The sequence below is a fragment of the Streptomyces sp. NPDC002958 genome (genome assembly GCF_055563255.1).
Window position 1 is genome coordinate 505,369 of sequence record NZ_JBVHDS010000002.1, and the last position, 26,679, is coordinate 532,047.

At 71.4% G+C, this 26,679-nt stretch carries 17 protein-coding genes and 1 pseudogene; 8 read left to right on the forward strand and 10 right to left on the reverse strand.

The window, feature by feature from the left end:
* Positions 1 to 242 precede the first annotated feature (242 nt).
* The 5 genes from ACZ3IC_RS05745 (at position 243) to ACZ3IC_RS05765 (ending at position 8,125) form a co-directional block, all read left to right on the forward strand.
* Positions 243 to 1,055: a hypothetical protein gene (locus ACZ3IC_RS05745; protein ID WP_467412916.1), complete on the forward strand. Its 813-nt coding sequence runs from the start codon at positions 243 to 245 to the stop codon at positions 1,053 to 1,055.
* 236 nt (positions 1,056 to 1,291) lie between these two features.
* Positions 1,292 to 1,984: a spermidine synthase family protein gene (locus tag ACZ3IC_RS05750; protein WP_467412918.1), complete on the forward strand. Its 693-nt coding sequence runs from the start codon at positions 1,292 to 1,294 to the stop codon at positions 1,982 to 1,984.
* Between the two features lie 224 nt (positions 1,985 to 2,208).
* On the forward strand, positions 2,209 to 2,946 hold the full coding sequence (locus ACZ3IC_RS05755; RefSeq protein WP_467412920.1) for a response regulator transcription factor: 738 nt from the start codon (positions 2,209 to 2,211) through the stop codon (positions 2,944 to 2,946).
* Complete coding sequence (locus tag ACZ3IC_RS05760; protein ID WP_467412922.1) at positions 2,943 to 4,019, forward strand: HAMP domain-containing sensor histidine kinase; 1,077 nt, start codon at positions 2,943 to 2,945, stop codon at positions 4,017 to 4,019. The genes ACZ3IC_RS05755 and ACZ3IC_RS05760 overlap by 4 nt, the downstream gene beginning before the upstream one ends.
* A 257-nt stretch (positions 4,020 to 4,276) precedes the next feature.
* Complete coding sequence (locus ACZ3IC_RS05765; RefSeq protein ID WP_467412925.1) at positions 4,277 to 8,125, forward strand: multifunctional oxoglutarate decarboxylase/oxoglutarate dehydrogenase thiamine pyrophosphate-binding subunit/dihydrolipoyllysine-residue succinyltransferase subunit; 3,849 nt, start codon at positions 4,277 to 4,279, stop codon at positions 8,123 to 8,125.
* Positions 8,126 to 8,262: 137 nt separating this feature from the next.
* Here ACZ3IC_RS05765 and fxsT read toward each other — a convergent pair whose 3' ends face one another.
* The 8 genes from fxsT to ACZ3IC_RS05805 all read right to left on the reverse strand — a co-directional run bounded on the left by fxsT (position 8,263) and on the right by ACZ3IC_RS05805 (position 22,137).
* Complete coding sequence (gene fxsT / locus ACZ3IC_RS05770; protein ID WP_467412927.1) at positions 8,263 to 11,256, reverse strand: FxSxx-COOH system tetratricopeptide repeat protein; 2,994 nt, start codon at positions 11,254 to 11,256, stop codon at positions 8,263 to 8,265.
* A gap of 79 nt (positions 11,257 to 11,335) precedes the next feature.
* Positions 11,336 to 12,736 carry an aKG-HExxH-type peptide beta-hydroxylase gene (locus ACZ3IC_RS05775; RefSeq protein WP_467412928.1) on the reverse strand — a complete coding sequence of 467 codons (1,401 nt, stop codon included), beginning with the start codon at positions 12,734 to 12,736 and terminating at the stop codon, positions 11,336 to 11,338.
* Positions 12,733 to 13,944 (reverse strand): FxsB family cyclophane-forming radical SAM/SPASM peptide maturase, encoded by a 1,212-nt coding sequence (locus ACZ3IC_RS05780; RefSeq protein ID WP_467412931.1) that lies wholly within the window; start codon positions 13,942 to 13,944, stop codon positions 12,733 to 12,735. The genes ACZ3IC_RS05775 and ACZ3IC_RS05780 overlap by 4 nt, the downstream gene beginning before the upstream one ends.
* A 191-nt stretch (positions 13,945 to 14,135) precedes the next feature.
* A complete protein-coding gene (fxsA, locus tag ACZ3IC_RS05785) occupies positions 14,136 to 14,333 on the reverse strand; it encodes an FxSxx-COOH cyclophane-containing RiPP peptide (RefSeq protein WP_467412933.1) in 198 nt (65 codons plus the stop codon).
* A gap of 294 nt (positions 14,334 to 14,627) precedes the next feature.
* Positions 14,628 to 18,209, reverse strand: a complete 3,582-nt coding sequence (locus tag ACZ3IC_RS05790; protein WP_467412936.1) for an SAV_2336 N-terminal domain-related protein — start codon at positions 18,207 to 18,209, stop codon at positions 14,628 to 14,630.
* 7 nt (positions 18,210 to 18,216) lie between these two features.
* Entirely contained in the window at positions 18,217 to 19,239 is a 1,023-nt protein-coding gene (locus ACZ3IC_RS05795) for an AAA family ATPase (RefSeq protein WP_467412938.1), read from the reverse strand.
* A 103-nt stretch (positions 19,240 to 19,342) separates the two neighbouring features.
* Positions 19,343 to 21,454: a VMAP-C domain-containing protein gene (locus ACZ3IC_RS05800; RefSeq protein WP_467412940.1), complete on the reverse strand. Its 2,112-nt coding sequence runs from the start codon at positions 21,452 to 21,454 to the stop codon at positions 19,343 to 19,345.
* Complete coding sequence (locus ACZ3IC_RS05805; protein WP_467412942.1) at positions 21,451 to 22,137, reverse strand: CU044_2847 family protein; 687 nt, start codon at positions 22,135 to 22,137, stop codon at positions 21,451 to 21,453. The genes ACZ3IC_RS05800 and ACZ3IC_RS05805 overlap by 4 nt, the downstream gene beginning before the upstream one ends.
* Before the next feature lie 183 nt (positions 22,138 to 22,320).
* Here ACZ3IC_RS05805 and ACZ3IC_RS05810 point away from each other — a divergent pair, with 183 nt between their 5' ends.
* The gene (locus ACZ3IC_RS05810; protein ID WP_003961784.1) at positions 22,321 to 22,503 is read left to right on the forward strand and encodes a DUF6104 family protein; all 183 of its coding nucleotides are present in this window, start codon (positions 22,321 to 22,323) and stop codon (positions 22,501 to 22,503) included.
* A gap of 26 nt (positions 22,504 to 22,529) precedes the next feature.
* Here ACZ3IC_RS05810 and ACZ3IC_RS05815 read toward each other — a convergent pair.
* Positions 22,530 to 23,110 (reverse strand): annotated as a pseudogene (locus tag ACZ3IC_RS05815) (hypothetical protein); the annotation flags it as partial.
* Between the two features lie 188 nt (positions 23,111 to 23,298).
* Between ACZ3IC_RS05815 and ACZ3IC_RS05820 the strand changes: the two are divergent.
* Together ACZ3IC_RS05820 and ACZ3IC_RS05825 are read left to right on the forward strand one after the other, a co-directional pair.
* Positions 23,299 to 24,156, forward strand: coding sequence for a DUF4097 family beta strand repeat-containing protein (locus tag ACZ3IC_RS05820; protein ID WP_467412943.1), 858 nt, complete (start codon positions 23,299 to 23,301; stop codon positions 24,154 to 24,156).
* Between the two features lies 1 nt (position 24,157).
* Entirely contained in the window at positions 24,158 to 25,162 is a 1,005-nt protein-coding gene (locus ACZ3IC_RS05825) for a PadR family transcriptional regulator (RefSeq protein ID WP_467412945.1), read from the forward strand.
* Positions 25,163 to 25,462: 300 nt separating this feature from the next.
* Here the strand turns inward: ACZ3IC_RS05825 and ACZ3IC_RS05830 are convergent, their stop codons facing one another.
* Positions 25,463 to 26,428 carry a zinc-binding dehydrogenase gene (locus ACZ3IC_RS05830; RefSeq protein WP_467412947.1) on the reverse strand — a complete coding sequence of 322 codons (966 nt, stop codon included), beginning with the start codon at positions 26,426 to 26,428 and terminating at the stop codon, positions 25,463 to 25,465.
* Between the last annotated feature and the right edge of the window lie 251 nt (positions 26,429 to 26,679).

Consider the following 26,679-nt stretch of genomic DNA (forward strand, 5'->3'; position numbering starts at 1 on the left):
TGTCCTTGCGGGCGGAAGGAACGGCGGTCTCTCCCGTACGGCGCTGACGCGGAATTGCGTCGAGCAGCGGCCCCGCGAGTCGTTCTTCGCGGACCGCCTTGTCCGTAGCCTGATGCGCCGCGCGAGGCCTCTTTTCGTACAAGCCCCCGAAGCAACGTCCCGCCCTCCGTGATCACCCCCGCGCCGCCTGTGGCGTGAGCCACATGTGAACCGACCCGGGTCCGGTACCCGATAGAGGGGGTGTGAGCCTATTGCGCCCCTCGGGGGAAGACCGAAACAACGACAACGCGCTGCTGCGTGCCGTCGTGCAGGGGGACGCGACGGCCCCTGGCCCGAAGGACGGCGAAGCCGCGCTCTCGTACGTGACGCGCGGCTGGGGCATCACCAGGAACCGGCTGACCGATCCCCGCAAGTACGCCTCGGACACCGCCTCGCGCCCGGCCGGCCCACGCCGCACTCCCCCTCCTCTATATCCGCTCCCGCGCCCTCCCCCTCACCGCCGCCGCCTTGACCTGCGTCGTCCTCGTCGCCGCCTGGGCGGCCCACTGGCTGCAGATCCAGCCGTACTCGACCACACCGCCCGTGTCCCGGTCATCGTGCTGGCTCCGATGCTCGTCTCCGCCGCGATCGGCACCAGCCTGCACGCGCACAGTGACGAGCTGGACCGGACCGCCGTACGCCGCTGGTGGCCGCGTCGGCTGCTGCATCTGCTGATCCTGACCGCACTGGCGGCCGCGGCACTCGCAGCGGCCGTACCTGGTCACCCGGAGGCGTTCGGCGCACCGGGCATGGTGCGCAATGTGCTCGGCGCGACCGGGGTGGCCGCGGCCTCCGCGGCCCTGATCGGTGCCCGGCTGAGCTGGCTGCCGATGACGGTCTACGGCGGCGCCGTCTATCTGGGGGCGCCCGACACTCCGGGCGGCGTGGCGCCGGTGTGGGCCTGGCCGATGCAGCCGGGTCCGCAAATTGCGACGTGGGCGGCGGCTCTGACGGCGTACGCGGTCGGGGCCGCCCTCCTCGCTGAGCGCGGCGCACGCCCGGAAAGCGCACCATAGCTCTCACCGTCCGTGCGCTCCGAGAGCGTGCAGCTTTCGGGGCGCATGCCCCAGGCCGCGTAGCCCCTCGACGGCGTACGCCCCAGCCCCCGCGACGGCGCACGCTCCTCCGGACGGATCGGATGGATCGGACGGATCGGACGGATCGAATGGATCCGGCAATCCGCTGGCCCCGGGCCGCGTCGAGCGGCCAGGATGGCGGTGAACCTGTCCGCCATCCACCGGAGACCCGCACCATGCCCGACATCCACGGCCCCGACACCCTCGCCCCCGTCACGCTCGACCGCCGCGAAGGCCCGTACGGCGAGGTCGTTCTGCGGGAGCGGGGCGACGACTTCGAGATCATCGCCAACGGGTGCTTCCTCATGGACACCTCGGACGGACGCTCCGAGCGGCTGCTGATCGACGCGGCACTGGCCGCATTGCCCGCCGACCGGCCGGCCCCGGCGGTGCTCATCGGAGGTCTCGGGGTCGGCTTCTCACTGGTCCGGGCGGCCGACGAACCGCGGTGGGGGCGGATCACCGTCGTCGAGCGGGAGCAGGCAATCGTGGACTGGCATCTGGACGGGCCGCTGGCCCAGATCTCCAGTACGGCGCTCGCCGATCCGCGGACCGCGATCCTGACGACGGACCTGGTTTCGTACCTGCGCACGACTACGGACCGTTACGACGCCCTGTGTCTGGACATCGACAACGGACCGGACTGGACCGTCACCGAGGACAACACGAGCCTGTACTCGCCCGCGGGTCTGGCGGACTGCCGGGAGCGGCTGACACCGGGCGGCGTTCTCGCAGTGTGGTCCGCACAACCGTCCACCGACTTCGAACAGGCCTTGCGGAATGCCGGATTCGGCGGGGTTAGGACGGAAGAGGTGAGTGTTGCCCGAGGTGTGCCCGACGTGGTGCATCTCGCACTTCGGACAGCCTGAGAGCCCCCACCGAGCATCCTTGACCCCCGGACGCCCGGGGTCCAAGCGCCACAAGGCCGACAACTCCGCCACTTCGTCGCGCCCAAGCCGTTACACCCTGCGTAGCCGAGAGCACTCCGCTGCCTTTACGCTGCTGACCGGTGACGGGATCACCCACGAAATCCACAAGCGAAGACCGTGCGTCCGGGGGAATGGCCCCCGTGCGAGCGGGCAGGGGCGGGGCGATGGAACAGACACACACCACCCACACCGGTGTCGCGGCCACCCCGGGCGCGCAGCGCCGGGTGCTGGTGGTCGAGGACGACGTCACGATCGTCGATGCCATTTCCGCCCGGCTGCGGGCCGAGGGCTTTCTGGTGCAGACCGCACTCGACGGACCCGCGGCCGTGGACGCGGCCGCGGCGTGGCAGCCCGATCTGATGGTGCTCGACGTCATGCTTCCGGGCTTCGACGGCCTGGAGGTCTGCCGTCGCGTGCAGGCCCAGCGGCCGGTGCCGGTGCTGATGCTGACCGCCAGGGACGACGAGACCGACATGCTGGTCGGCCTCGGGGTCGGCGCCGACGACTACATGACCAAGCCGTTCTCGATGCGCGAGCTGGCGGCCCGGGTGCATGTCCTGCTGCGCCGGGTCGAGCGTGCGGCGCTGGCGGCGGTCACACCGCGCAGCGGCATACTGCGCCTCGGTGAGCTGGAGATCGATCACGCGCAGCGCCGGGTCCGGGTGCGCGCCGATGACGTCCACCTCACGCCGACCGAATTCGATCTGCTGGTCTGCCTGGCCAATACGCCGCGTGCGGTGCTTTCCCGGGAGCAGCTGCTGGCCGAGGTCTGGGACTGGGCGGACGCCTCCGGCACCCGTACCGTCGACAGCCACATCAAGGCGCTGCGCCGGAAGATCGGTGCGGAGCGGATCCGTACGGTGCACGGCGTCGGCTACGCCCTGGAGACCCCCGCCCCATGACCCGGCCCGGTTCCGGACTGCGTCCTTTCTCGGTCAAGGCCAAGCTGGGCACGCTCGTGGTGGTCTCGGTGTTCATCACCACCGGGCTGCTGATGGTGGCCCTGCGCACCAGGACCGAGCTGCGCTTCATCACGGTGTTCTCGGTGATCGCGACCCTGCTGATCACCCAGTTCGTGGCACACGGCCTGACGGCACCGCTGGACGAGATGACGACCGTGGCCCGGTCGATCTCGCACGGCGACTACACCAGACGGGTGAGCGGCGCCGACCGGCGTGACGAGCTCGGCGATCTGGCCCAGACGATCAACCTCATGGCGGACGATCTGGAGGCCGTGGACCGGCACCGGAAGGAGCTGGTGGCCAATGTGTCGCATGAGCTGCGCACTCCCATCGCGGCGCTGAGAGCCGTGCTGGAGAACGTCGTGGACGGGGTGTCCTCGGCCGATCCGGAGACCATGCGTACCGCGCTGAAGCAGACCGAGCGGCTCGGCAGGCTGGTGGAGACACTGCTGGACCTGTCCCGCCTGGACAGCGGGGTGGTCACGCTGAAGGCCCGCCGTTTCGAGGTGTGGCCATATCTGTCGGGTGTGCTGAAGGAGGCGAACCTCGCCGCCTCGCACCGCCGACTGTCCTCCGGTTCCGGGAATCACACCCGCAAGGACGTACATCTGCATCTGGATGTGTCTCCGCCCGAGCTGACCGCGCACGCGGACGCGGAACGGCTGCACCAGGTGGTGGCCAATCTGATCGACAACGCCGTCAAGCACAGCCCGCCGCACGGCCGGGTCACCGTACTGGCCCGGCGCGGGGCCGGACCGGAATCCCTGGCGCTGGAGGTGCTGGACGAGGGTCCTGGCATCCCGGAGTCCGAGCGGCACCGGGTCTTCGAGCGTTTCAACCGCGGCGAGGTGCCGTCCCCGCACGGCCCGGGCAGCGACGGCGGTACGGGTCTGGGCCTGGCGATCGCCCGCTGGGCGGTGGATCTGCACGGCGGACGCATCGGCGTGGCCGAATCTGCTCGCGGCTGCCGCATCCAGGTCACTCTTCCGGGGATCACGCAACCGCGAGGTTGACATAGGCTTCGAACCGGAGGGGCACGTTCTACGTGTTCTGTTCAAGGGGTACGGTCCAGCGGGCCGTGGCTGCGGTCCCGCGTACCCGAGGTGAAGCGGAACCATGCTTGTTTCCCGCCATTTCCTGCACCGAAACCCGCCTTCCGATGTGACTTGCACGACGAAGACGGGCCCGGCCTGCATGGAACGGCCGGGAAGGCGTAGCCTTGATTTCCGCTGTCCATCACCTTGTGAAGCGGAAGAGGGCGGTTGCCGCCGTGTCGTCTCAGTCCCCCAGTAACTCGAGCATCTCGACCGACCAAGCCAGCCCGGGTTCGAGCCCGGCTGCAGCTTTCGGCCCCAATGAGTGGCTCGTCGACGAGATCTACCAGCAGTACCTCCAGGATCCCAGTTCGGTCGATCGCGCCTGGTGGGACTTCTTCGCCGACTACAAGCCGGGTACATCCGGCACGGCGGACAAGCCCGTTCCCGGCGCCGCAGCCGCGGGGGCTGCGGTGACGCCGGCCCCGGCCGCCACCGCCCCCGTCATCACACCCCAGGCCGCTCCGGCGCAGGCCCCGGCTCCGGCCGCACAGGCGCCCGCGGCCCCGGCGCCCGCACAGGCCGCTCCCGCCACCGCTGCTCCGGCAGCCCCGGCGAAGGCCGCGCCGGCCCCGGCCGCGAAGGCCGCCGCTCCTGCTCCGGCGGAGCCCGCCGCGGCTCCCGCCACCGAGGCCCCGGCCGGCCCCGAGTACGTGACGCTGCGCGGCCCGTCGGCCGCCGTCGCGAAGAACATGAACGCCTCGCTGGAGCTGCCGACGGCCACGTCCGTCCGCGCCGTTCCGGTGAAGCTGCTCTTCGACAACCGCATCGTCATCAACAACCACCTCAAGCGCGCCCGGGGCGGGAAGATCTCCTTCACGCACCTCATCGGGTACGCGATGGTGCAGGCCCTCAAGGCCATGCCGGCGATGAACCACTCCTTCGCGCTGAAGGACGGCAAGCCGACCCTGGTCAAGCCGGAGCACGTCAACCTCGGTCTGGCCATCGACCTGGTGAAGCCGAACGGCGACCGCCAGCTGGTCGTCGCGGCCATCAAGAAGGCCGAGACGCTCAACTTCTTCGAGTTCTGGCAGGCCTACGAGGACATCGTCCGCCGCGCCCGCAACGGCAAGCTCGGCATGGACGACTTCACCGGGGTCACCGCCTCGCTGACCAACCCCGGCGGCATCGGTACCGTGCACTCGGTGCCCCGTCTGATGCCCGGACAGGGCCTCATCATGGGCGTCGGCGCGATGGACTACCCGGCCGAGTTCCAGGGCACCTCCCAGGACACCCTGAACAAGCTGGGCGTCTCCAAGGTCATGACGCTGACCTCGACGTACGACCACCGGGTCATCCAGGGCGCCGCCTCCGGCGAGTTCCTGCGGATCGTCGCCCAGCTCCTGCTCGGCGAGAACGAGTTCTACGACGAGATCTTCAAGTCGCTGCGCATCCCGTACGAGCCGGTCCGCTGGCTCACGGACATCGACGCCTCGCACGACAACGACGTGACCAAGGCCGCGCGGGTCTTCGAGCTGATCCACTCCTACCGGGTCCGCGGCCATGTCATGGCCGACACCGACCCGCTGGAGTACCGCCAGCGCAAGCACCCCGACCTGGACATCACCGAGCACGGCCTCACCCTGTGGGACCTGGAGCGGGACTTCGCGGTCGGCGGTTTCGCCGGCAAGTCGATGATGAAGCTCCGCGACATCCTCGGTGTGCTGCGTGAGTCGTACTGCCGCACCACCGGCATCGAGTTCATGCACATCCAGGACCCGAAGCAGCGCAAGTGGATCCAGGACCGGGTGGAGCGCACGCGCACCCAGCAGCCCGAGCGCGAGGAGCAGCTGCGCATCCTGCGCCGGCTGAACGCCGCCGAGGCGTTCGAGACGTTCCTGCAGACCAAGTACGTCGGCCAGAAGCGGTTCTCGCTGGAGGGCGGCGAGTCCGTCATCCCGCTGCTCGACGCGGTCATCGACTCCGCCGCCGAGGCCCGCCTCGACGAGGTCGTCATCGGCATGGCCCACCGCGGCCGGCTGAACGTGCTGGCGAACATCGTCGGCAAGTCGTACGCGCAGATCTTCCGCGAGTTCGAGGGCAACCTCGACCCCCGGTCGATGCACGGCTCCGGCGACGTCAAGTACCACCTGGGCGCCGAGGGCACCTTCACCGGTCTGGACGGCGAGCAGATCAAGGTCTCGCTGGCCGCGAACCCCTCGCACCTGGAGGCGGTCGACCCGGTCCTGGAGGGCATCGCCCGCGCCAAGCAGGACATCGTCAACAAGGGCGGCACGGACTTCACGGTCCTGCCCGTCGCACTCCACGGCGACGCGGCCTTCGCAGGCCAGGGCGTCGTCGCCGAGACGCTCAACATGTCGCAGCTGCGCGGCTACCGCACCGGCGGCACCGTGCACGTGGTGATCAACAACCAGGTCGGCTTCACCGCCGCCCCGGAGTCCTCGCGCTCCTCGATGTACGCCACCGACGTGGCGCGCATGATCGAGGCGCCGATCATCCACGTCAACGGTGACGACCCCGAGGCCGTCGTCCGGGTCGCTCGCCTGGCCTTCGAGTTCCGGCAGGCGTTCAACAAGGACGTCGTGATCGACCTCATCTGCTACCGCCGCCGCGGTCACAACGAGGGCGACAACCCGGAGTTCACCAACCCGCAGATGTACACCCTGATCGACAAGAAGCGCTCGGTGCGCAAGCTCTACACCGAGTCCCTCATCGGTCGCGGCGACATCACCCTGGAAGAGGCCGAGCAGGCACTCCAGGACTTCCAGGGCCAGCTGGAGAAGGTCTTCGCGGAGGTCCGCGAGGCCACCTCGCTGCCGGCTCCGGCGCACACCCCCGAGGTCCAGCCCGAGTTCCCGGTCGCCGTGGACACCGCGGTCTCCCAGGAGGTCGTGAAGGCCATCGCGGAGTCCCAGGTCAACATCCCCGACCGGATCACCGTCCACCCCCGTCTGATGCCGCAGATGCAGCGTCGCGCCGCCTCGGTGGAGAACGGCACGATCGACTGGGGCATGGGCGAGACCCTGGCCATCGGTTCGCTGCTGATGGAGGGCACCCCGGTCCGGCTCGCCGGCCAGGACACCCGCCGCGGCACCTTCGGCCAGCGGCACGCGGTCCTCGTCGACCAGGTGACCGGCGAGGACTACACCCCGCTGCTCTACCTCGCCGACGACCAGGCCCGTTACAACGTCTACGACTCGCTCCTCAGCGAGTACGCGGCGATGGGCTTCGAGTACGGCTACTCGCTGGCCCGCCCGGAGTCGCTGGTCATCTGGGAGGCCCAGTTCGGTGACTTCGTCAACGGTGCGCAGACCGTCGTCGACGAGTTCATCTCCTCGGCCGAGCAGAAGTGGGGACAGACCTCCGGCGTCACGCTGCTGCTGCCGCACGGCTACGAGGGCCAGGGCCCGGACCACTCGTCCGCCCGCCCGGAGCGTTTCCTCCAGCTGTGCGCGCAGAACAACATGACGGTCGCCATGCCGACCCTGCCGTCGAACTACTTCCACCTCCTGCGGTGGCAGGTGCACAACCCGCACCACAAGCCGCTGGTCGTCTTCACCCCGAAGTCGATGCTCCGCCTCAAGGCGGCCGCGTCGAAGGCGGAGGAGTTCACCACCGGCGGCTTCCGCCCGGTGATCGGCGACGACTCGGTGAACGCGAACGACGTCCGCAAGGTCGTCTTCTGCGCCGGCAAGGTCTACTACGACCTGGAGGCCGAGCGCGAGAAGCGTGGCGTCACGGACGCTGCAGCTGCCAGCACGGCGATTATCCGTCTGGAGCGCCTGTACCCGCTGCCGGGTGCTGAGATCCAGGCCGAGATCGCCAAGTACCCGAACGCCGAGAAGTACCTCTGGGCGCAGGAGGAGCCGGCCAACCAGGGTGCCTGGCCGTTCATCGCCCTGAACCTGATCGACCACCTGGACCTGGCCGTCGGCGCCGACGTCCCGCACGGTGAGCGCCTGCGCCGCATCTCGCGGCCGCACGGCTCGTCCCCGGCGGTCGGCTCGGCCAAGCGCCACCAGGCCGAGCAGGCACAGCTGGTCGCCGAGGTCTTCGAGGCCTGACCGGTCGCTGTATCGCACCGAAGGGCCCGGTCCCGCGAGACAATCGCGGGACCGGGCCCTTCGGCCTGTGCGCTCGGGGTGCTTCGGATCACCGGAGTGCTTCAGACCATCCGAATGCTTCAGACCATCCGAATGCTTCAGATCATCTGCGGTTCGAAGTCCCAGTACGGACGGTTGCGGGAGCGCGCCGAGACCGTGTGGACGTGCTGCTCGCCCAGGGTCGCCGCCAGGTCGCTCAGCGCCTCCGTCTCGACCTTGCCCGCACGCTGTAGATCCCGGAGACCGCGCAGGTCCGCGGCGTGCGCGATCCGGGCGGAGAGGGTCAGCGGATGGGTCCGGCCGAGTACCTCGACGGCCCGGGTGACGACCGAGTCCGTCAGTGCGGCGGCGGATTCCGGGTCGCCCACCAGGTTGCGCAGCGCCGAGGCGTTGATCGCGCAGCCCAGCGTCCAGGGGTGGTTCTCGCCCACGGCCCGCGTCATGTCGGCGAGCGCCTCCTCCAGGAGGGTGTGCGCATGGTCCCGCTCCCCCACGTTACGGAGGATCAGGGCATGGTTGGCCCGGGTCCCCGCCACATACGGGTGTTTCTCGCCGAGCATGGTCACATACCCGCCGACGACCTTCTCGCTTATGTCCCTGGCCCGGTCGATGTCGGCGTGCTCACGAGCGAAGAAGCTCTGGCTGGCCGCGAACATCATCGTCAGCGGATCGTCCTCGCCCAGCACACGCTCGGACCGTTCGAGAACCCGGGTGAACAGGGTCGCGGCCCTGGCTCGCTCCCCCGAGCGGTACTGGCACAGCGCGAGATTGTGCTCGGCGCGCAGGGTCTGCGGGTTGTCGGGGCCCATGACCAGCCGGTGCACGCGGGCGCTCTGGTTCTGGAGCGACAGAGCGTCGCCGTACCGGCCGAGCAGACGCAGGTCGGTGGCGTAGTTGATCTCGGAGTAGAGCGTCCAGCTGTGGCGCGGTCGCAGCAGTCGGCGCCGGGCCTCCAGGGTTCGTTGGTTGAGTTCGAGCGCCTCCTCGTACCGGCCCAGCAAGCGCATCGAAGTGCCCAGGTTGTTCTGCGCGTTGAGCGTGCGTGAGTCCTGGTCACCCAGCAGTTCGCGGTAGGCGCCGAGGATCCAGCTGGAGATGTTCAGCGCCTCGTCGTACCGGCCCAGGCCCCGCAGGTCGGCGGCGAGTCCGCTGGCGGCGCGCAGGTGTTCCAGGTCCTGCGGGCCGCGTTCGGCACGCAGATGGTCGACGGCGGCCCGTTCGATGGCCTCCGTACCGTGGTAGTCGCCGACGGCCCGCAGCAGGTTGGCGTAGTGGTATCGGAGGTCCCAGACCCTGGAGTAGTCCTCGCCGAGGAGTTCCCGCCAGGCCTCCATGGCCCGTGCGCCCAGCTTGATGCCGGCCCGGTACTCCCCGGAGAGGTACATGTAGCGCAGGCAGTTGAGTACCAGGGTCTGCACCGCCGGGTCGGTGCTCTTGAGGACGTCGGCCCATTTCAGGTGCGGGGTGATCTCGGCGTAGGCGGGCCACAGCCGGGTGTCGGTGGGCCGGCCGGGGTCCGCGGCCGCGAGAGCCCGGCGGACCACGCCGATGAACTCCTGACGGTCCCGTTCCGGCATGTCCTTGCCGACGATCTGGTGGACCATGCGGTGCATGTAGAGCGATTCGCCGGACGACGCCTCGTCGGCGACCGATTCATGGGACTCCAGGCGGACCACGGAGTACTGACGGAGCTGGCCGATCGCCTTGTTCCACAGCAGCGGGTCGTTCATCAGGCCGGAGAGCTGTTCCGGCAGTTCGCCGGGGGGCATCTCCTTCAGGAGCCGTACGGGGATGGAGCCTGGCGCGAAGAAGCTGCACAGGCGCAGCAGGTCGACGGACTCGGGGACGGTGTCCTTGAGCTTGTTCAGCAGTATCGACCAGGCGGTCTGGAAGGCGAGCGGGAAGTCCGCGGAGACCTTGACGACGTCCTGGTCGATGCCGCCTTCGAGGAGTTCGATGTACTCCTCGACCGACATGTCGGAGTCGTTGAGCCAGCCCGCTGTCTGGTCGAGGAGCAGCGGGAGGTCTTCGAGGGCGTCGGCGAGCTGGTCGGCCTCGTTCGGGGTCAGGCGCGGGGCCCGGCGGCGGATGAAGGCGACGGACTCGTCGCGGTCGTAGACCGGGATCTCGACGAGGTTGCTGTTGTGCTCGCTCCACTCCGGGTTGCGGGAAGTGATCAGGACGTGTCCGGGGCCGGTCGGCACCAGGTCCCAGATGTGTTCGGGTTCGTCGGCGCCGTCGAGGACGAGGAGCCAGTGGGAGTGGGGTTCGCCGCGGCGCAGTGCGTCGCGTACCGCGCGCAGCCGTTCGCCGTACTCGGCACCGGTGGACAGGCCCAGTTCGGGGGCGAGTTCGGCGAGCTTCTGGCGGTAGAGGGCGCGGCGGTCGGCGGGCACCCACCACACGACGTCGTACTCGGAGCCGAAGCGGTAGACGTACTCGGCGGCCAGCTGGGTCTTGCCGACGCCGGACATGCCGTGCAGGGTCACGACGCCCGCGCCGGGTCCGGCGTCCTGGAGGGCCCGGTACGCCTTGCTGAGCAGTCTCTCGCGGCCGGTGAACCGTGTGTTGCGGCGCGGCACCCCGCCCCACACCTCGGGGGTATCGGCCGGATACCGGATTCCCGGCCTGCCCTCCACGGACTCGGGGAGCGGGTCGGTGGGCAGGCCCAGGCGTACGAGGAGGCGCCGTTCGGCCTCGTCGGCGCCGACGTTGGTCAGGTCGGCGGCAGCGAAGACCGAGGTGGCACCGGGCAGCGCGGAGGTGGTGACACAGACGGCGGCGAAGCGGTCGGGGTCGGCGGCGACGACCTCGCGCAGGGCCCTGTTCCACTCCTCGTGACTGCGCGGGCCGAGCTGGAAGTACCAGTCGCTGAGGATCACCAGGACGCGGCCGCGGGACAGCGTCAGATCGCGCAGCGACTCCTCCAGCAGAACCTCCACCGGGGGGTCCCAGCGCTGCTGGACGACCGTCACCCCACGCCGCTCCAGACGGTCTGCGGTCCACGCCGCCCAGGCGCGGTTGAAACCGGCGAAACTGATGGTGACGGTCTGCGCCCCGGTTACCCCAACTTGCTTATGTGTTCCGGGCATTCAACCATCTCCCTGCCTCGATTCGAGCCTGTCAAGATACACCGGAGCAGGGTCGCTCCGATCGAGATCACGCGGCTGCTCACTGCCTTCGCGAGCCGTTCCTCTGCTGCCATATCACCTTGGCGGTGGCCACGTACGCCTGTGCGCGCGCGAGATGACCCGTGGGGGGCGGACAATCGTCCAGACGGTGGTAGAGCGTGATCATCTCGTCGACCAGCACGCGGCCTTCGCGGGTCAGTGCCGCCGATCCGGCCAGCACGGGCAGTACGGCCCCGACCTGTTCGCGGCAGCGGGCATGCTCGGCCCAGGCGAGGTCGCGGTGGGTGACGCGGTGCGCGCCGAGCGCGAACCGCTGCCAGTAGTCGGCCAGCGCGATGTGTGAGTAGGCGCCCTGGAGCAGGCCGTCGAAGGGTCTGGGGTCGGAGCGCCAGGGGGCGAAGTGGCGTGGTGTCGCGTCCTCGTGGTGCAGCGGTACGAGGGAGCAGAGCGCGGCCAGTTTGGTGTGCTGGAGTTCGTGGACGAGGGTCGAGGCGAAGTAGGCGGGGGTGGCGGGTTTGCTGCTGAGGACAGCGCCGAACGCCTCGCGCCTGGTGCCGCTGCAGTGCGCTACGCCGTCGCCGAGCGGCCCTGAGCCGGGTGGCGGTCCGAGCGGCACCAGGCAGCGCAGCAGGACGGCCGCTTCGGTGAGGCGGTGCTCGCCGCCGATGCGGAGCAGGGGCTCCATTCCGGCCCAGGACTCGGCCCAGGCCTTGCGTTCGTGATCGTCGATGTGGGTGGCAGCGCTCAGTCCGTGGCGCCGGAGTCCGCCGCCCTCGGTGCGGTACGGGTCGACGTCGTCCAGGGGTACGGGTCCGGTGCCCGGCAGTACGGCGGGCAGGGCGAGTACGGGCAGCCAGCGCGGGTCGGCAGAGCAGATCGTGCCGTCTGGTTGCGCGTGTACGGTGATCAGCGGTCGGCCATCGGTCTCACATACCGCCAATTCCCCTTCGGTGAAGGTGATGTCGACCGGGCCCGAGGCCGTGCGGAGGGCACCCAGGGTGGGCAGCGCCAGGAGTCCGTCGTGTGCGGTGAGCCGGGTCGTGAACGCGACTTTGGCGCGGATCGCGGCCGCGGCGGCGAGAGCGCTCAAGTGGTCGAGATCGGCGTGGAGTTCGATGCCGTGGGTGCGGGAGAGGCCGCGCAGGCAGCGTTGCGCCCAGGGGCCCGTGAAGGGGTGGAGCAGGACGGTGCGCACGGCGGCCCGGTCGACACGCTCGGACGTTTCCAGCAGTGCCCAGTCCTGGTGCAGCCGGTCGAGCGCCTGAGGGGGGCAGGCGGTGGTGGGGGCGGCCTCGGCCGCGTCGAGCAGGGCTCGCAGGAGGAGAAGCCGGCGGGTGTCCTGGTCGCGTACGAGTACGCGGAGGGTGTCGGCGTCGCCTTCGGTGCGGCCCAGTTGGCGCAGCATGTGGTCCGCGAGTGGGGGGCTCGGTGGGGGGCTCATCGGTGTGCTCCTGCGGTTGCTTCGGACAGCCGGCGCGCGATGTGGCGCACCAGCCGTTCGAGATCGGCGCAGTAGACGGACGGGTTGGTGAAGCCGTTGTCTGCGCGGTAGCGGTGTGCGTAGTGGCCGCCGCCGCAGACGGTCAGCAGCGGGCAGGCGCGGCAGGCGGCGGCGAGCGCGTCGGCGCCTGCCTGGCGGGCGGCGACGCCGGGGTGGCGCAGGGCGTCGTCGAAGGTGTGGCGGAAGATGTCGAGCCCGGTGGCGGCGGCCGTGTCGTAGGCGGACTTGAGGGAGTCCACCTGCTCGATCGACCCGTCGGTCTCGACCACGATCGCGTTGACGGGGTCGAGACCGAGGGATTCGGTGGCGGCGGGCAGGCCCAGCAGCAGGGCGATGCACTCCTCGAAGAGCCGCACCCGTGTCTCCCGACGCCCGGCCGGCCACCAGCGGTCGAAGACGGTGATGAGCCAGTCGCCGTACGGGGTCGGGCGGCCCGGCCCGCGCCGTGCCGTTGCTGTATCGGGCAGGCCCGGCGGGGGGTTCGTCCAGTTGCCGTGCGGCAGCAGCAGGTCCAGGGCCGGTGGGCGCAGGGTGAGCAGCGACTCGTACATCTCCACCGGGTCGGTCCGCGGGTCGACGACGGTGAGGATGCCCGCATAAGCGTCGGGGTGCCGGCCGGCGAGGAGTCGGGCGCCACGCCGGGCGGCGGGCCAGGAGGGGCGTCCGGCGTGGTCGGTGCGCTGGGTGTTGTGGGCGGCCAGACCGCCGTCGAGGCTGATGCCGATGCGTATGCCGTGCCGGGCGAGGGTGGCGACGCGGGCGTCGTTCAGCAGGGTGGCGTTGGTCTGCACGGTGGCGTGGACGGTGCAGTCCGCAGGCACCAGCTCGCGTACCCGGCCGGTGAGGGCGGCCAGCCGGTCGGCGCCCGCGAGAAGGGGTTCGCCGCCGTGCAGGACGAGGGCGACGTCGCGCAGTTCGTGGGCCGCCGCGTGTTGGGCGATCCGGTCCGCGGCGCGGTCCAGGACGGCGGGTGCGGCGGCGGCCGGGCGGGCACGCCAGGTGCGGTCGGGCCCCTCGTAGAGGTAGCAGTAGCGGCAGGCGAGATTGCACCGGCCGTGCACCTTGACGATGAACTGCCCGAAGGGGACGGGGAGTCGGCCGACGGCGCCGGTGTGCCGGGGTGTGTGCGGCGTCGCGCGTCGAGACACTCCGGCACCCCCGTGCTGCATGTCTGCCGGGACGGCCCCCGTCGCCGGCCCGAGGCGAGTATCCCTGGCCTGCCGTGCGGGTAAACCCGCCCCGGGCCAGGATGTCCTGTTCAACCGGGCCCCGGACCGAAATCCTGCGGCTTGGGCCCCGGATCCGGCCGCGACCTGAGGAGCCGCGGGGGCTCCCCGCCTCAGAAGGCGCTGTTGAATCCCCATAACATCTCCCGCGGCTGCTCGGCCCGGCCGCACAGATCCGCGACCACCTCGCTGAGCACCGGGTGGTCCAGGGTCCGCAGCGACTCCAGATCGAGTTCCAGCAGATCCGGCAGCGCGTCCGGCCCGCCGGACGACCCACCGCCCGGCCCGCCGTTGCCTGTCGACTCGCTCATCACGCCTCCCCGTTACGCCTGCTGCCGCATCGGGCCCGCGGTCACTCGCTCGCCGTTGAGCGCGTCCTGTCGAGCCCGTGTCCCTGACACACGTACATCTGCTCGCGGTGCGATGGCGCCTGTGCGGTCTCACCCGCATCGGTCACCTCTGTACCGATGCCCCGCACAGTCCGACATACGCCTGTGTGAGCATGCCGTCGACCGGCGTCGGTCGTACGCCGGTCGTATACAGCGCGCACCGCCCGGATCGCATGACACCGGAGTCGCGCGGCCCGAACACTCGCTGCCCCGCGCTCAGCGCTCCAGCTCGGCCAGCCGCCCGGCGGTCGACTCGCCCGCCGCGCCGCCGCCGTCCGGCAGTTTGCGCCATTCCTGGCGGGCCGCCCGGTACGCCTCACGTGCGGCCCGGGGGCGTCCCGCCCTCTCGTATGTCATACCCCGCCAGTGGTTGGCTGTAGCACCCAACTCGACTGCCTGTCGGACCTGTTGTGGACTATCCAGCTCCGCTTCCGCCGTGCCGGCCGCCTCGGCCGCGTCCCGGAACGCCTCGGCCGCCTCGTCGAGCCGGGCCGGACGTTGCAGCACCCGGGAGGCATCGAGATGGGACAGGCCCAGTTCCAGCCAGCAGCGCGCCGCGGTCAGCGGGTCGGTCGCCTCCTGGGCCGCGAGACCGAAGAGATGCTCGGCCTCACGCAGATCGACCCGGTCCTCGGTGACCCGGTGCCTCAGCATCAGCGCCCGGCCCAGCGTCAGCAGCCGCTCGGCCTGGCGCGCACTCCCCGCCGCCGTCTCCGTGCGGCAGTCGCGCAGCACCCGTACCGCAGCACCGATGTGCGCGCGGCCGTCGGGCAGGCGGGCGCGGCGCAGCAGGGTGCCACCCCACTCGGCGAGCAGATCGGCGTGGGCCTGCGAGTCGCGCGGGACGCCGCGCGCGGCGCGCGCGAACCAGTCGGCCGCGTCCACGAGTTCATCCGGATTGCCGGTGTGTTCGTAGCGGGCGACATGGACCCGGCCGGCCCTGGCCTGGAGCGAGGCGCGCAGTCGCTGTTCCCGCACGGTCTCCAGGGCCTGCTCGATCAGGGTCGCGGCCTCGTCCGGTTCCTCGCCGGAGCCGAGCAGGGCGTCCACCAGATCCAGCAGGATGCGTACCTCGGTGCCCATGGTGTGCCGGCCGCCGCCCTGTTCGAACGCCGTACGCAAGGAGCGCGCCGCCTGACCGGCGTACACCCGGGACTGTTCGGTGTCGACGGTCGCCCCGGCCAGTTTCAGCAGGGTCCGGCCGTGCGCCAGCGGCAGGGCGGCGGGCCGGTTCTCCTGGTCGGGCCAGGCATCGGCGAACGCCTCCAGCATGCCGTACGCGGCCTGCAGCAGGGCGGTGTCGCCGTCGAGGCGCCATTGCGCCTCCAGGGCCCGGACCCGCTCCAGCGTGAGCCGGAGGGCCTCGGCGGGCTCCAGGCCGGGGGCCGAGCAGGCTGCCGTGTACTCGCGGTCGGCGCGGCGCAGCAGTTCCAGTGCGCCGCGCCGGTCGCCGCGCCGCCGCCGGTCGTCGGCCGCGGCGTGCAACACCTTGGCCAGTACGGCCCGTTCGCGTACCGCCCCGGGGTGTGCGGCGGCCCGTTCGGCGGCGTACTCGGCCTCGCGGAGCAGCTCGGCGTCCCCCTGCACCTCCCACAGCCGCAGGACGCAGCGCGAGTACTCCGCCCACAGCTCGGGGTCGGCGCCCGGCCGCTCCTCGCGCTCGGTGGCGCCCCGTAGCAGTTGCACGGCGTCGATCAGGTACTGCACCATGCTGTCCGATTCGAAGTGCCGCACGAGGACGCGGGCGCTGTCCACCGCCGCGTTCGGCGTCTGGACGGGGCTGCGGTAGCCGTCCCGGTCGGTCTGGACGACGAACTGCTCGGGCAGGGGCATGAAACGCTCCAGTACGCGGACCGCGACCTCGGCGAAGGGATGGGGGGCGCGCGACCCGCCGCTTGCGCCGGTCTCCCCGTTCTCGTCACCCTCTTCGATCTCCCCGTCGGGTGAGCCGTTCTCCATGGTGTGTGTGGTGCGGGTGGCCCGCGACGATCCGTATCTGCCCTCCCCGAGCTGGGCGAAGGCCAGGGCCGGGAAATTCGGCCCGCCCTTCCCGAACCGCTGCTCGATGTACTGCGAGCAGTGCTTGAGCACGAGCAGCGCCTCGTCCCGGCCCAGCGGACCGAGCAGCGCCTCCCGGACGCCGGGCGCGAATTCGTACCACTGGCCGCCGTCCGCTCCGCCGGCCTCGACCCTGCTCCGTGACAGCAGTCCGCTCAGCAGAACCTCGGCGAGTTCGGACGGACCCGAGTGGGGCAGCATCGTGCGCTGCACCAGCTGCATCACCGGCAGATACAGCGGGGCCGCCGCGAGGTAGACGGCCAGCTGTCCGGCGACCGGGGAGGCCGCCGAGCGGAAGCGGCTGACCAGTTGGAGCGAGGACAGACCGTCACCGGGGCGCTGCGCCGCCGCCGCGGGCTGATCGGCCCGTACCCAGCCGACGGCGCCGGAGATCTGCCCCGCGCCGGTGCCGGAGAGCAGCCTCGCCCAGGCGGCCAACGCGCCTTCCACCGGCGGGAGTACGGGAATCGCGAGGGCGCCCGGATGCACGGCAGGCCCCGTTCCGGCGTGCTCCGTGACCGTCAGTACGGCGGCTCCGCCGGGCCCGTCGCCCCGGGACAGCGAACCGTAGGTGACCGGCAGCCTGGTCCGGTTCCACATCCGCTGCGGCAGGGGCTGGAGCACGGCGGTCGGGGCCTGCCCGGCCAGCTGGTGGAGCAGTCGGTGGGCCCGGCCGCTGTGCCAGAGCGGGCCGGCGCAGTCGCTGACCAGGACGGTGACACGGCGGCCGGTCGGATCGCTCAGCCGGTCCGCGGAGTTCAGCGGCGCGGCGGCCGGATCAGGGCTGCGGCTCACCGCCGCCGCGCCGTCGGGCCCCTGGTGCAGATAGCGCACCTGGACATCCCGGAAAGCACCCAACTGACCGAATATCTGCTGGAGTTCACCGAACATTCGGTCCCACACCAGCATTGAGGAGGAAGCGTCCATGACACATTGCAAAAGCGCCTCGCCCCGGGACGCACCGCGGAACACCGGCATGATGACACCGCCGGCCCGGGCGCTGAGCTCCGCGGTGGCCGTCTCGTCGAGGGTGCGGCGCAGCGGTGGTGCCGCCGGGCGGTAGCGCTGCAACGGGCGCAGGGCTCGCTGGAGTTCGAGCGGCGCGGGAAGGACGGGGGCGGCGGGCACGCCCAGGGTGAGCGCTCTCGCCCGGCCGCCGCGGGCGGCGCTGCGCCCGTGCCCGACCGGGCCGTCCGTGCGTGGGCCGCCGAGTGGCGCGGTGCGGGGTACGGGGTAGAGGGCGATCCGCCGGTCGGCGTCGCCGAGCTCCCGCTGCTCCACGGGCTCGCCGTGGTCCGGTGCGGGGTCCGGGGCCTCGTCGCGCCCGGTCGCCGACGAGGGTGGGCGTCCGGCCGGTCCCTTCTGCGTGAGGTCGCCGACGGACAGTTGCGGCGTGGCCGCGTCGCCCTCCTCGTCCGGCGCGTCGGGGTGGCGGCTCCAGCGGGCCAGCCAGAGGGCATCGCAGAGCTGCTCGACGTCGGGGTCGAGCCCGGCTTCGCGCAACCGGGCGACGAACGCGGGCAGCAGGCCCCCGTCGTAGGGCTGAGGCGTCGCGGCCTTCTCCGCACCCCGGTCGTACGACTGAGACGTCGCGGCCTTCTCCGCACCCTGGTCGTACGGCTGAGACGCCGCGGCCTTCTCCGCGCCCCCGTCGCACGGCTGAGGCGCCGGGCCCTTCGCCACGCCGCTGTCGGGGCTGCCTCCCTCCTCCGATCCACGCCTTGGCATGCCCCTGGCCATCAGCGCATCACCTCGGCCGGTCGAGTCGCTGGATGAGCAGGTCGGCGAGGCGGTCGCGGCCGGCCGGGGCGGCGGCGTCGGTGAGATAGATCGCGTTCAACAGCTGGTCGGTGGCGAGGAGTTCACTTCGGGAGCGTTCCAGGAAGTGGGCGATGAGGTCGTCCCCGGAGCGCGCCGCCTCGTCGCCGAGGTGGGCGCGTACGAAGGTCGCGAGCCGCTGGTGGTCGGGGCGTCCGAGCTCCAGGTGGATGCAGCGCCGCATCAAGGGCGCCGGGAAGTCCCGCTCGCCGTTGCTGGTGAGCACCACGAACGGGAAGGCCCGGCACTGCACCCTGCCGTCCCTCACCTTCACCTTGTTACCGTCGTCGTCGAGGACCTCCGCCTCGCCGTCGGGCAGCCGATCGGCGATCCGCTCCAGTTCGGGAAGGGCGAACTCGCCCTCCTCCAGCACATTGAGCAGGTCGTTCGGCAGGTCGATGTCGCTCTTGTCGAGCTCGTCGATGAGCAGTACCCGCGGCCGGTCCGAGGGCAGCAGCGCGGTGCCGAGCGGCCCGAGCCGGATGTAGCTGCCGACGCTCTGCGCCGATTCGCTGCCGGGCGCCCCGCTGTGCGCGGCGATCTGTACGTCCTGGAGCCGGGCGATCGCGTCGTAGTGGTAGAGGCCGTCCTGGAGCGTCGAGCGGCTGACGATGGGCCAGCGCAGGACCCGGCCGAGCCCGAGCTCATGGGCGACGGAGTGGGCCAGCGTGCTCTTTCCGGCACCGGGGCTGCCGGTGACCAGCAGCGGACGCCGCAGATAGAGCGCGGCGTTGATCATTTCGAGCTCTTCGGCGCCCGGCCGGTGGAGTTCGGCGATGTGCCGGTAGCCGCCCAGACGGCGGTCGGCGGATCCATCCCCGCCCGGCTCGTCGGGGCCCGGGGCACCACGGCCCCCGAAGTCGCGCCAGGGTGGCGGCGGAGGCAACTGCTCTATGCCTTCGTGCGGTTCGCCGGCCCCTCGGTAGATGAGCCACTCGCTGGGTTCACTCATAGCGTGTTCCTCGTCGTCACTCGTCCGCCAGGGGCAGCAGTCGAACGTGCATCACGGTAGCGATCCGGCGTACCCCCCGTAAGGGTCCGGTCGGCCCGGTCGTTCACGGCGCCTCCAGGAACTGGCCGGAGCCGGGCAGCGGATGGTGCGGATCGTCGTAGAACAGGGCGACACCGTTCGACCAGTACGTCTCTGTACGGCCCGCACGCACCCCCTGCCTCAGCTCATGGACTTTTTTCGGGAGTTGATCGGCCGTGCGGGCCTCGGCGACCGTATCGGCGGAGCGCCGGTGGAACTCCGTGCAGACCGCGGCCGGCTCGGCCGCGCGGCGCTGCCACAGGGCCACCCCGAAGCCTTGGTCGAGCACCCGTCCGAGACCGGCCGGGCTCTCCGGGCCGGCCCGGTCGCCGTACTTGCAGAGGACCGGGACGGTCTCGTACGCCAGTTGGCGCAGCTCCTCCACCACGGGTACGGGTACCCGCATCCCGTCCTCGCAGTCGACGACGACGGCCCGCATCGCGGCGGTCATGGTCCGGTTCCAGCGCGCCTCGCGCTCGTCGGTCCCGTCATCGGCCGGGAACGGACGGTGGTCCAGGCGGCGGATGACCACGGGGCGCAGCACTCCGAGAGGACGCCCGTCGGGCGGCACCTGCCATCCGTCGACCTCCAGATCCATGAGGGCCTGCGGCACGGCGACCTGGAGTACGGCCGGGCTGTCGGGTTCGTCGCACCGCCGGAACGCCTCCGCCAGCGGGCCCGCGAGCCGGGCCGGGAGGGCATCCGGTGCGGTGCCCCGGCTGTCCTCGGCGACGGGCAGGACGTCCCCTGCGTGCTGGGCGACGCCGATCCGCCAGTCGTAGCGGTCCCGTTCCCAACCGCGCGGCTCCAACTGCAGCAGGACGAACGGGGCACTGCGGGTCCGGGCGGGTTCGAGCGTCGGCGCCGGGGGGCGCACGTATTCCGTGCCGGGGGCGCGTCGGCCGTTGTGCCGCAGTCCGGCGAGCTCATGACGGAACTTGCGGGAGAGCCGGTCCTCGGCCATCCGCTTCACCCAGTCCCACAGGGACGCCTCGGCGAGTGGGGTGGACGGCAGTATGTAGGGCCGTTCGGCGGAGATGGCGCTCATGCAGTAGCGCAGGATCAGTTCCAGTGCGCCGTCGCCGCCGGGGGCGTCGTACAGCGCTCCCAGCCCGTCGCGCCAGCCGCGCGGGGCGGCGTGGTGCTCGGAGGGGTGGGTGTCCGGCAGCCGGTCCAGGAGGTCGAGGAGGCTGCGGGTGCTGAGCGGGGGCGGGAGTTCGGCGAGCCTGCCGAGCAGGTCGACGCGTTGCTGGGGGCTGAGCGCGAGACCGGCTCCGGCGCCCAGTTCCCGCTGGAGGTCGGCCCAGGTCCGCTCGGTGCCGACCGGGCTGGTGTGCCGGTCGGCGTGGTAGCGGTCGTGGGCGTGGAACACCGCCTGGTAGGGGTCGTCGGACTCGGCGGCGACCGCCGCCGGCGGCACTGGCAGCGTACGCAGCCGCTCGACGCCGATCGAGGTCCCGCCGGTCGTGCCGTCGGAGCGCGACTTGAGTACGCCGACGACCTCGCCGCGGACCAGGTCCACCACGGGTCCGCCGGACAGGCCCGGGTACATCCGGTCGCCGTCCAGTCGCATCTGTTCGTCGTCCTCGGCCCAGTCGCCGAAGGTGCCCATCACCTGGCATCGGCCACTGAACCGGGTCAGCTGCCCCGCCCCGCCGTCGGTCCACCCGGTGTAGAGGACCGAGCCGCCGCCGAACATGCCCGCCGGACGCTCGGTGACGTACACACAGGGGTGCTCGACGGGACGCAGCAGCCGGATGAGCGCGAGGTCGGGAGCCGGCCAGCCGCCCGAAGGCGTCGCAACCCGTACGCCACCGGGCCCGGCCGCGCCGTGACGGCTCTCGGGCAGGGCGGCGACCACGGTGCCCTCGACCGCGGTCTCGGCACTGCCCGGGTCCGGCTTGAAGACCACATTCACGTGACGCCCCTCCCCCTCCATCGCCACGTGCGCGCACGTGAGGACCCAGCTCGGGGCGACGAAGAAGCCGCTCCCCAGGAAGCCTCTGTCGGATCCGTCAGGGGCATACCCGGGCCCGGGGCGATGGATGCGTACGGTCGCCGCCATCACGAGGCCCGCCAGCGCACGGTACGTACTTTCCGAGCCGCCCCCTGCGCCCCTCCCCGACGGGTGGGTCATGACCGATTTCCGGCGTCCGGCCCGGCCCCGTCCGGATGCGCCGTTGCGCCGGTGGATGCCCCGGCGTCCGGATTCCCGGCGGATGCGCCCGGGGGCGCCGTGGGTGGTGCCGTGGGTACGGGCGGGTGCCCGGGCGGCGAGGTGGGCGGGGGCGGCACGGGCGGGGCGGGGTGCGGTGCCGCCGGTTGCGGTGTGGCGTGCGGTGGCGCCTGTCCGACCCCTCGCGCCGCGGAGTCCGGTGCGCCCTGCGTCCCGGAACCGGAATACGGTGGCGTCTGCCCCGCCCCACGTGCCCCCGTCTGCTCCGGGATCGTCGGGTCGGCGGGTGGGCCGCCGCCGCTCCACGTCAGCGTGACCTTGATTCCCCCCTTGGCCTCGCCGTCCGCGAGGAGGCCGACGACCTTGCCCGCCTTCGCGGTGAGCTCGATGCCGAATTCGACGCTGACCTCGTCGGGCCGCACTGCCCGCAGCGGCTCGGCGAGCGAACGCGCGACGCTGGTCACGACCGCCTGGAGGCTCTCGACCCGGGCCTGTACCTGCTCGGCGAAGTCCCCGTACCCGATGTCCGTGAATGCCGGACCCCGGGCGGGCTTCGCCAGTTCCTCCGCCCCGGAGATCCGCGCCCAGACCGGTGTGCCGTCCGGCATCTCGATGCGCGTGATACGGGCCCCGCTGTCACCCATGAAACCCCCCGTTCCCCAACTAACCGCAGGCTAACGGCAGTACGCGGCCGATGCGAGATGCGTGGACCATGACGCCGGGGTGCCGGGTCCGGTTCTCGGCAGTCTCGCGCGGTCGTCGCGGACCGTTCCCGGTGACGTGCGCCCGGCCTTCGCGGGGCTGTCACCAGGCATTAGGCTTGCCGCATGTACTTCACCGACCGCGGTATCGAGGAGCTGGAGAAGCGGCGAGGCGAGGAAGAAGTCACTTTCGAGTGGCTCGCCGAGCAGCTGCGTACGTTCGTCGATCTCAATCCCGACTTCGAGGTGCCGGTAGAACGCCTCGCCACCTGGCTGGCCCGCCTCGACGACGAGGACGAGGACGAGTAGTCACGCCGGCCCGGTGTCCCCGCTCCTCTCGCCCCTGAACCGGTCGTAGGCGATTCCGAGCACTTGCCGAGCACTCCGTGCGCCGGTAGCAGCGCCCCCGCGAAGACCCAGCCGCCACTGCGGCACCCGACGCCCCGGAGTGCGAGCAGCAGCCCGGCCGCGACCTGGGCGCCAACCGGTGCACGGGCCCGGGGGCCCGCATACCTGGGGTCCGAGCCGGCTGTTCTCGACCGCCTCGAGTTCGGCCCTCACCGCCTCGCGTCGGCCGGTGATCGGTTCCGCGTCGGGCTGGTCGTCGGCCGCCGCGTACAGCCGGTCGCCCGGCGTGTCCGGGCCCAGGCCGGGCGGGAGGGCCAGTCCGATACGAGTAAGGACGGGCCAGGCCGAGCCGACCGCGAGCGCGGTGGCCCAACCGGCCACGACCCGGTCGACCAGTTCCACGCCCCGCGCCCCCGACGCCACCGTCCTGCCAGGACCTTCCCTCGGGCACGAGGACGGACCACCCGTCCCCGGCGGGCGCGAGCAACATTTGTTCACGCAACAGATGGGCCGCCGACCGCACGGCCTCGGGCTCGGCACGGCACGGCACGGCACGGCACGGCAGCATCCCCCACGGTTATGTCGCGATCATGCCTCACGCGATAGAGCAATCTGCCCTTATTTGCCGATTTTTGATCGGCCAATGACATCGTGACCGACATCCCGACCCCTTGACTTCCCCAATCCGCGACATATCGTGTTCTTCGAGAGACGCGATATGTTGCGTCATTCCGCGTTCCAGGGAGGGCCAGATCCATGCCTGCGTCGACATGGGCCATCGCCGAGCCCCAGAAGCTGACCTTCGACGACCCCGTGACCTCGCTCAATGTGCGCATCATCGGGGGCGCCGTCAATGTCGTCGGCACCGACGAGCCGACCGCCCGGCTGGAGATCTCCGCGATCGAGGGCCCGCCGCTGATCGTGACCCAGGAGGACGGCACCCTCACGGTCGCGTACGAGGGCCTGCCGTGGAACGGCTTCCTCGACTGGTTCGACCGCAAGGGCCGGCACCGCAGCGCGGTCGTCTCGCTCGCCGTGCCCGCCGCGGCGACGGTGGAGGTCGGCGTGGTCGGCGCCGGAGCCGTCGTATCCGGAATCCGCGGGCGTACGGACGTACGGGGCGTCAGCGGCGACACCACGCTCGTCAAACTCGCAGGCCCGGTCCGGGCCGAGACGGTCTCCGGCAGTGTGGAGGCCCAGTCGGTCACCGGCGAGCTGCGCTTCCAGACAGTCTCGGGCGATCTGACGGTCGTCGAGGGCGCAGGGGCCTCGGTACGGGCGGACTCGGTCAGCGGCAACATGGTGCTGGACCTGGACCCGACCGGGAAGCCCACGGACGTCCGGCTGGTCACGGTGGCCGGCGAGGTCGCCATCCGGTTGCCGCACCCCGCGGACGCGACGGTCGAGGCGAACACCGCGAGCGGCGCCGTCTCCAACGGGTTCGAGGATCTGCGGGTCAGCGGCCAGTGGGGGGCGAAGAAGATCACCGGCACGCTCGGCGCCGGGACCGGGAAGCTGAGGGCGACGACCGTCTCGGGATCGATCGCCCTGCTGCGCCGCCCACCGGCCGAGGACGATCCGTGCGATGCCGCGCCGACCGGAAAGGTGCTCTGACATGCCCCCTGTATTCGCCCACGGCCGTCTGCGCCTCTATCTGCTGAAGCTGCTCGACGAGGCCCCTCGCCACGGCTACGAGGTGATCCGGCTCCTGGAGGAGCGCTTCCAGGGGCTGTACGCGCCCTCGGCGGGCACGGTCTATCCGCGCCTGGCCAAACTGGAGGCCGAGGGCCTCGTCACCCATGCCACCGAGGGCGGCCGCAAGGTCTACTCCATCACCGACGCGGGCCGCGCCGAACTGGCCGGCCGCACGAGCGAACTGGCCGATCTGGAACAGGAGATCGGGGACTCCGTCTCCGAACTGGCCGCCGCGATCCGGGACGACGTACGCGGCGCCGCCGGCAAGCTGCGCAGCGAGATGCGGGCCGCGGCACACGAGACCAGGCACACCTCCGGCGGGCCCACCGGCCACAAGAGCGACTGGGAGTCCGCCTTCGGCGACTTCGGCGACCTCGGCAACCTCGGCAACCTCGGCAACAAGGAGGCGTGGCTCGCCGCGAAGGAGGAGCTGCGCAAGGCCAAGCAGGAGTGGAAGGAGCAGGCGCGCCGGGCGAAGGACGAGTCCCGCCGTGCCCGCGAGGATGCCCAGCAGGCCCGCCGCCAGGCCAAGGAGGCCCAGGACAAGGCGCGCGAGCAGATGCAGAACGCCGCCCGCCAGGTCCAGGAGCACTTCGCCCTGGGCGACTGGCCCTCGGGCGTACGGGAGGGGCTGGCCGAGATCACCGGCCAGCTGGGCAGCTTCGCCAGGACGGGCAGCTGGCCCCCGTACGTCAAGCCGGAACCCGCCGACGCCGACCCGGAATGGGGCAAGGACACCGCCCGCACCGGCGACCCGGCCCGCGATCTGGACCGGCTGCTCGACCGCTTCCGAGACGACATCCGCGACGCGGCCCGGGACCGGGGGGTCACAGAGGAGCAGCTGGCGGAGGCCCGCCGCCATCTGTCGACGGCGGCGGCCCACATCGAGGCACTGCTGGGGAAGGACGACGGCGGGGAAAAATGAACCGGGGACCCGCCCCGTACCCCGGTCCTCGAACGCCGGGCGGGCTGGAGTTGTCCCCGCCTGCGCACAACGCGCGGTCGACCGTCTCGTACGTCGCGCCATATGCGGCACGTACGTCGGCGACCACGCCCGGGCAGGCGGTGAGCGCTGCCGGAGCGTCCGGTGGTGCGGGGTGCGCGCCGGCGGCGGGTGCCGGCGCGCCCGCCGCGAGCACGAACGAAGTGATGACCGAGGTGAATACGCTGCCCCATCGCATCCGCATTCGCATGGCGCAGATGAGAACAACTCACCCTGCACACCTCAAGAGCAGGTGAGCACAATCTTTCCGAACTGGTCGCCCGCGGCCAGCCGCTCGAATCCCTCGCGGGCCCGGTCCAGCGGCAGCACCTCGTCGATGACGGGCCGCACACCGGTCGTCGCGCAGAACGCCAGCAGGTCCTCCAGCTCGTCCTTGGACCCCATGGTCGAACCGACGATTTTCAGCTCCAGGAAGAAGATCCGGGTCAGCTCGGCGTGCGAGGGCCGGTCGCCGCTGGTCGCGCCGGAGATGACGAGTGTGCCGCCGGGCCGCAGCGACTTCACCGAGTGGGACCAGGTGGCGGCGCCGACCGTCTCGATGACCGCGTCGACGCGCTGCGGCAGCCGCGCGCCCGGCTCGTACGCCTCGATCGCACCGAGTTCGACGGCACGCTTGCGCTTGGCCTCGTCGCGGCTGGTGGCGTAGATCCGCAGCCCCGCCGCCCGGCCGAGCACGATCGCGGCGGTGGCGACACCGCCGCCGGCGCCCTGGACGAGGACCGAATCGCCGGGACGCACCCCGGCGTTGGTGAAGAGCATCCGGTACGCGGTGAGCCAGGCGGTCGGCAGACAGGCGGCCTGCTCGAAGGTGAGCTCCTTCGGCTTGGGCAGCACGTTCCAGCTGGGGACGGCGACCTGCTCGGCGAAAGTGCCCTGGTAGCGCTCGGTGAGGATGGAACGGGGTTCCTCCGGACCGACGCCGTGGCCGGTCTGCCCGATGACGGAGTGCAGGACGACCTCGTTGCCGTCCTCGTCGATCCCGGCGGCGTCGCAGCCGAGAATCATCGGCAGCTTGTCCTCGGCGAGGCCGACGCCGCGCAGGGACCAGAGGTCGTGATGGTTGAGGGAGGCGGCTCGGACACTGACGGTGGTCCAGCCGGAACGCACCTTCGGGCCGGGGCGTTCACCCAGCTCAAGGCCGTTGAGGGGCTGGTCGCGGTCAATGCGGGATGCGTAGGCGGCGAACATGGCCCTGACGATAGGCGGCGGCGCGGCCCGACGTAACCAGCCGCGGGTGTGACGCGCGCCGCGAACAGCCATCCTCTCCGACGTTCGAGGAGCGGGGTCCGGGGCGCAGCCCCCGGTCATGGGAAGGGGCGGGGAACGGGCTCGCCGCATACGCGCGGCGCGGCCCGACGTAACCAGCCGCGGGTGTGACGCGCGCCGCGAACAGCCATCCTCTCCGACGTTCGAGGAGCGGGGTCCGGGGCGCAGCCCCC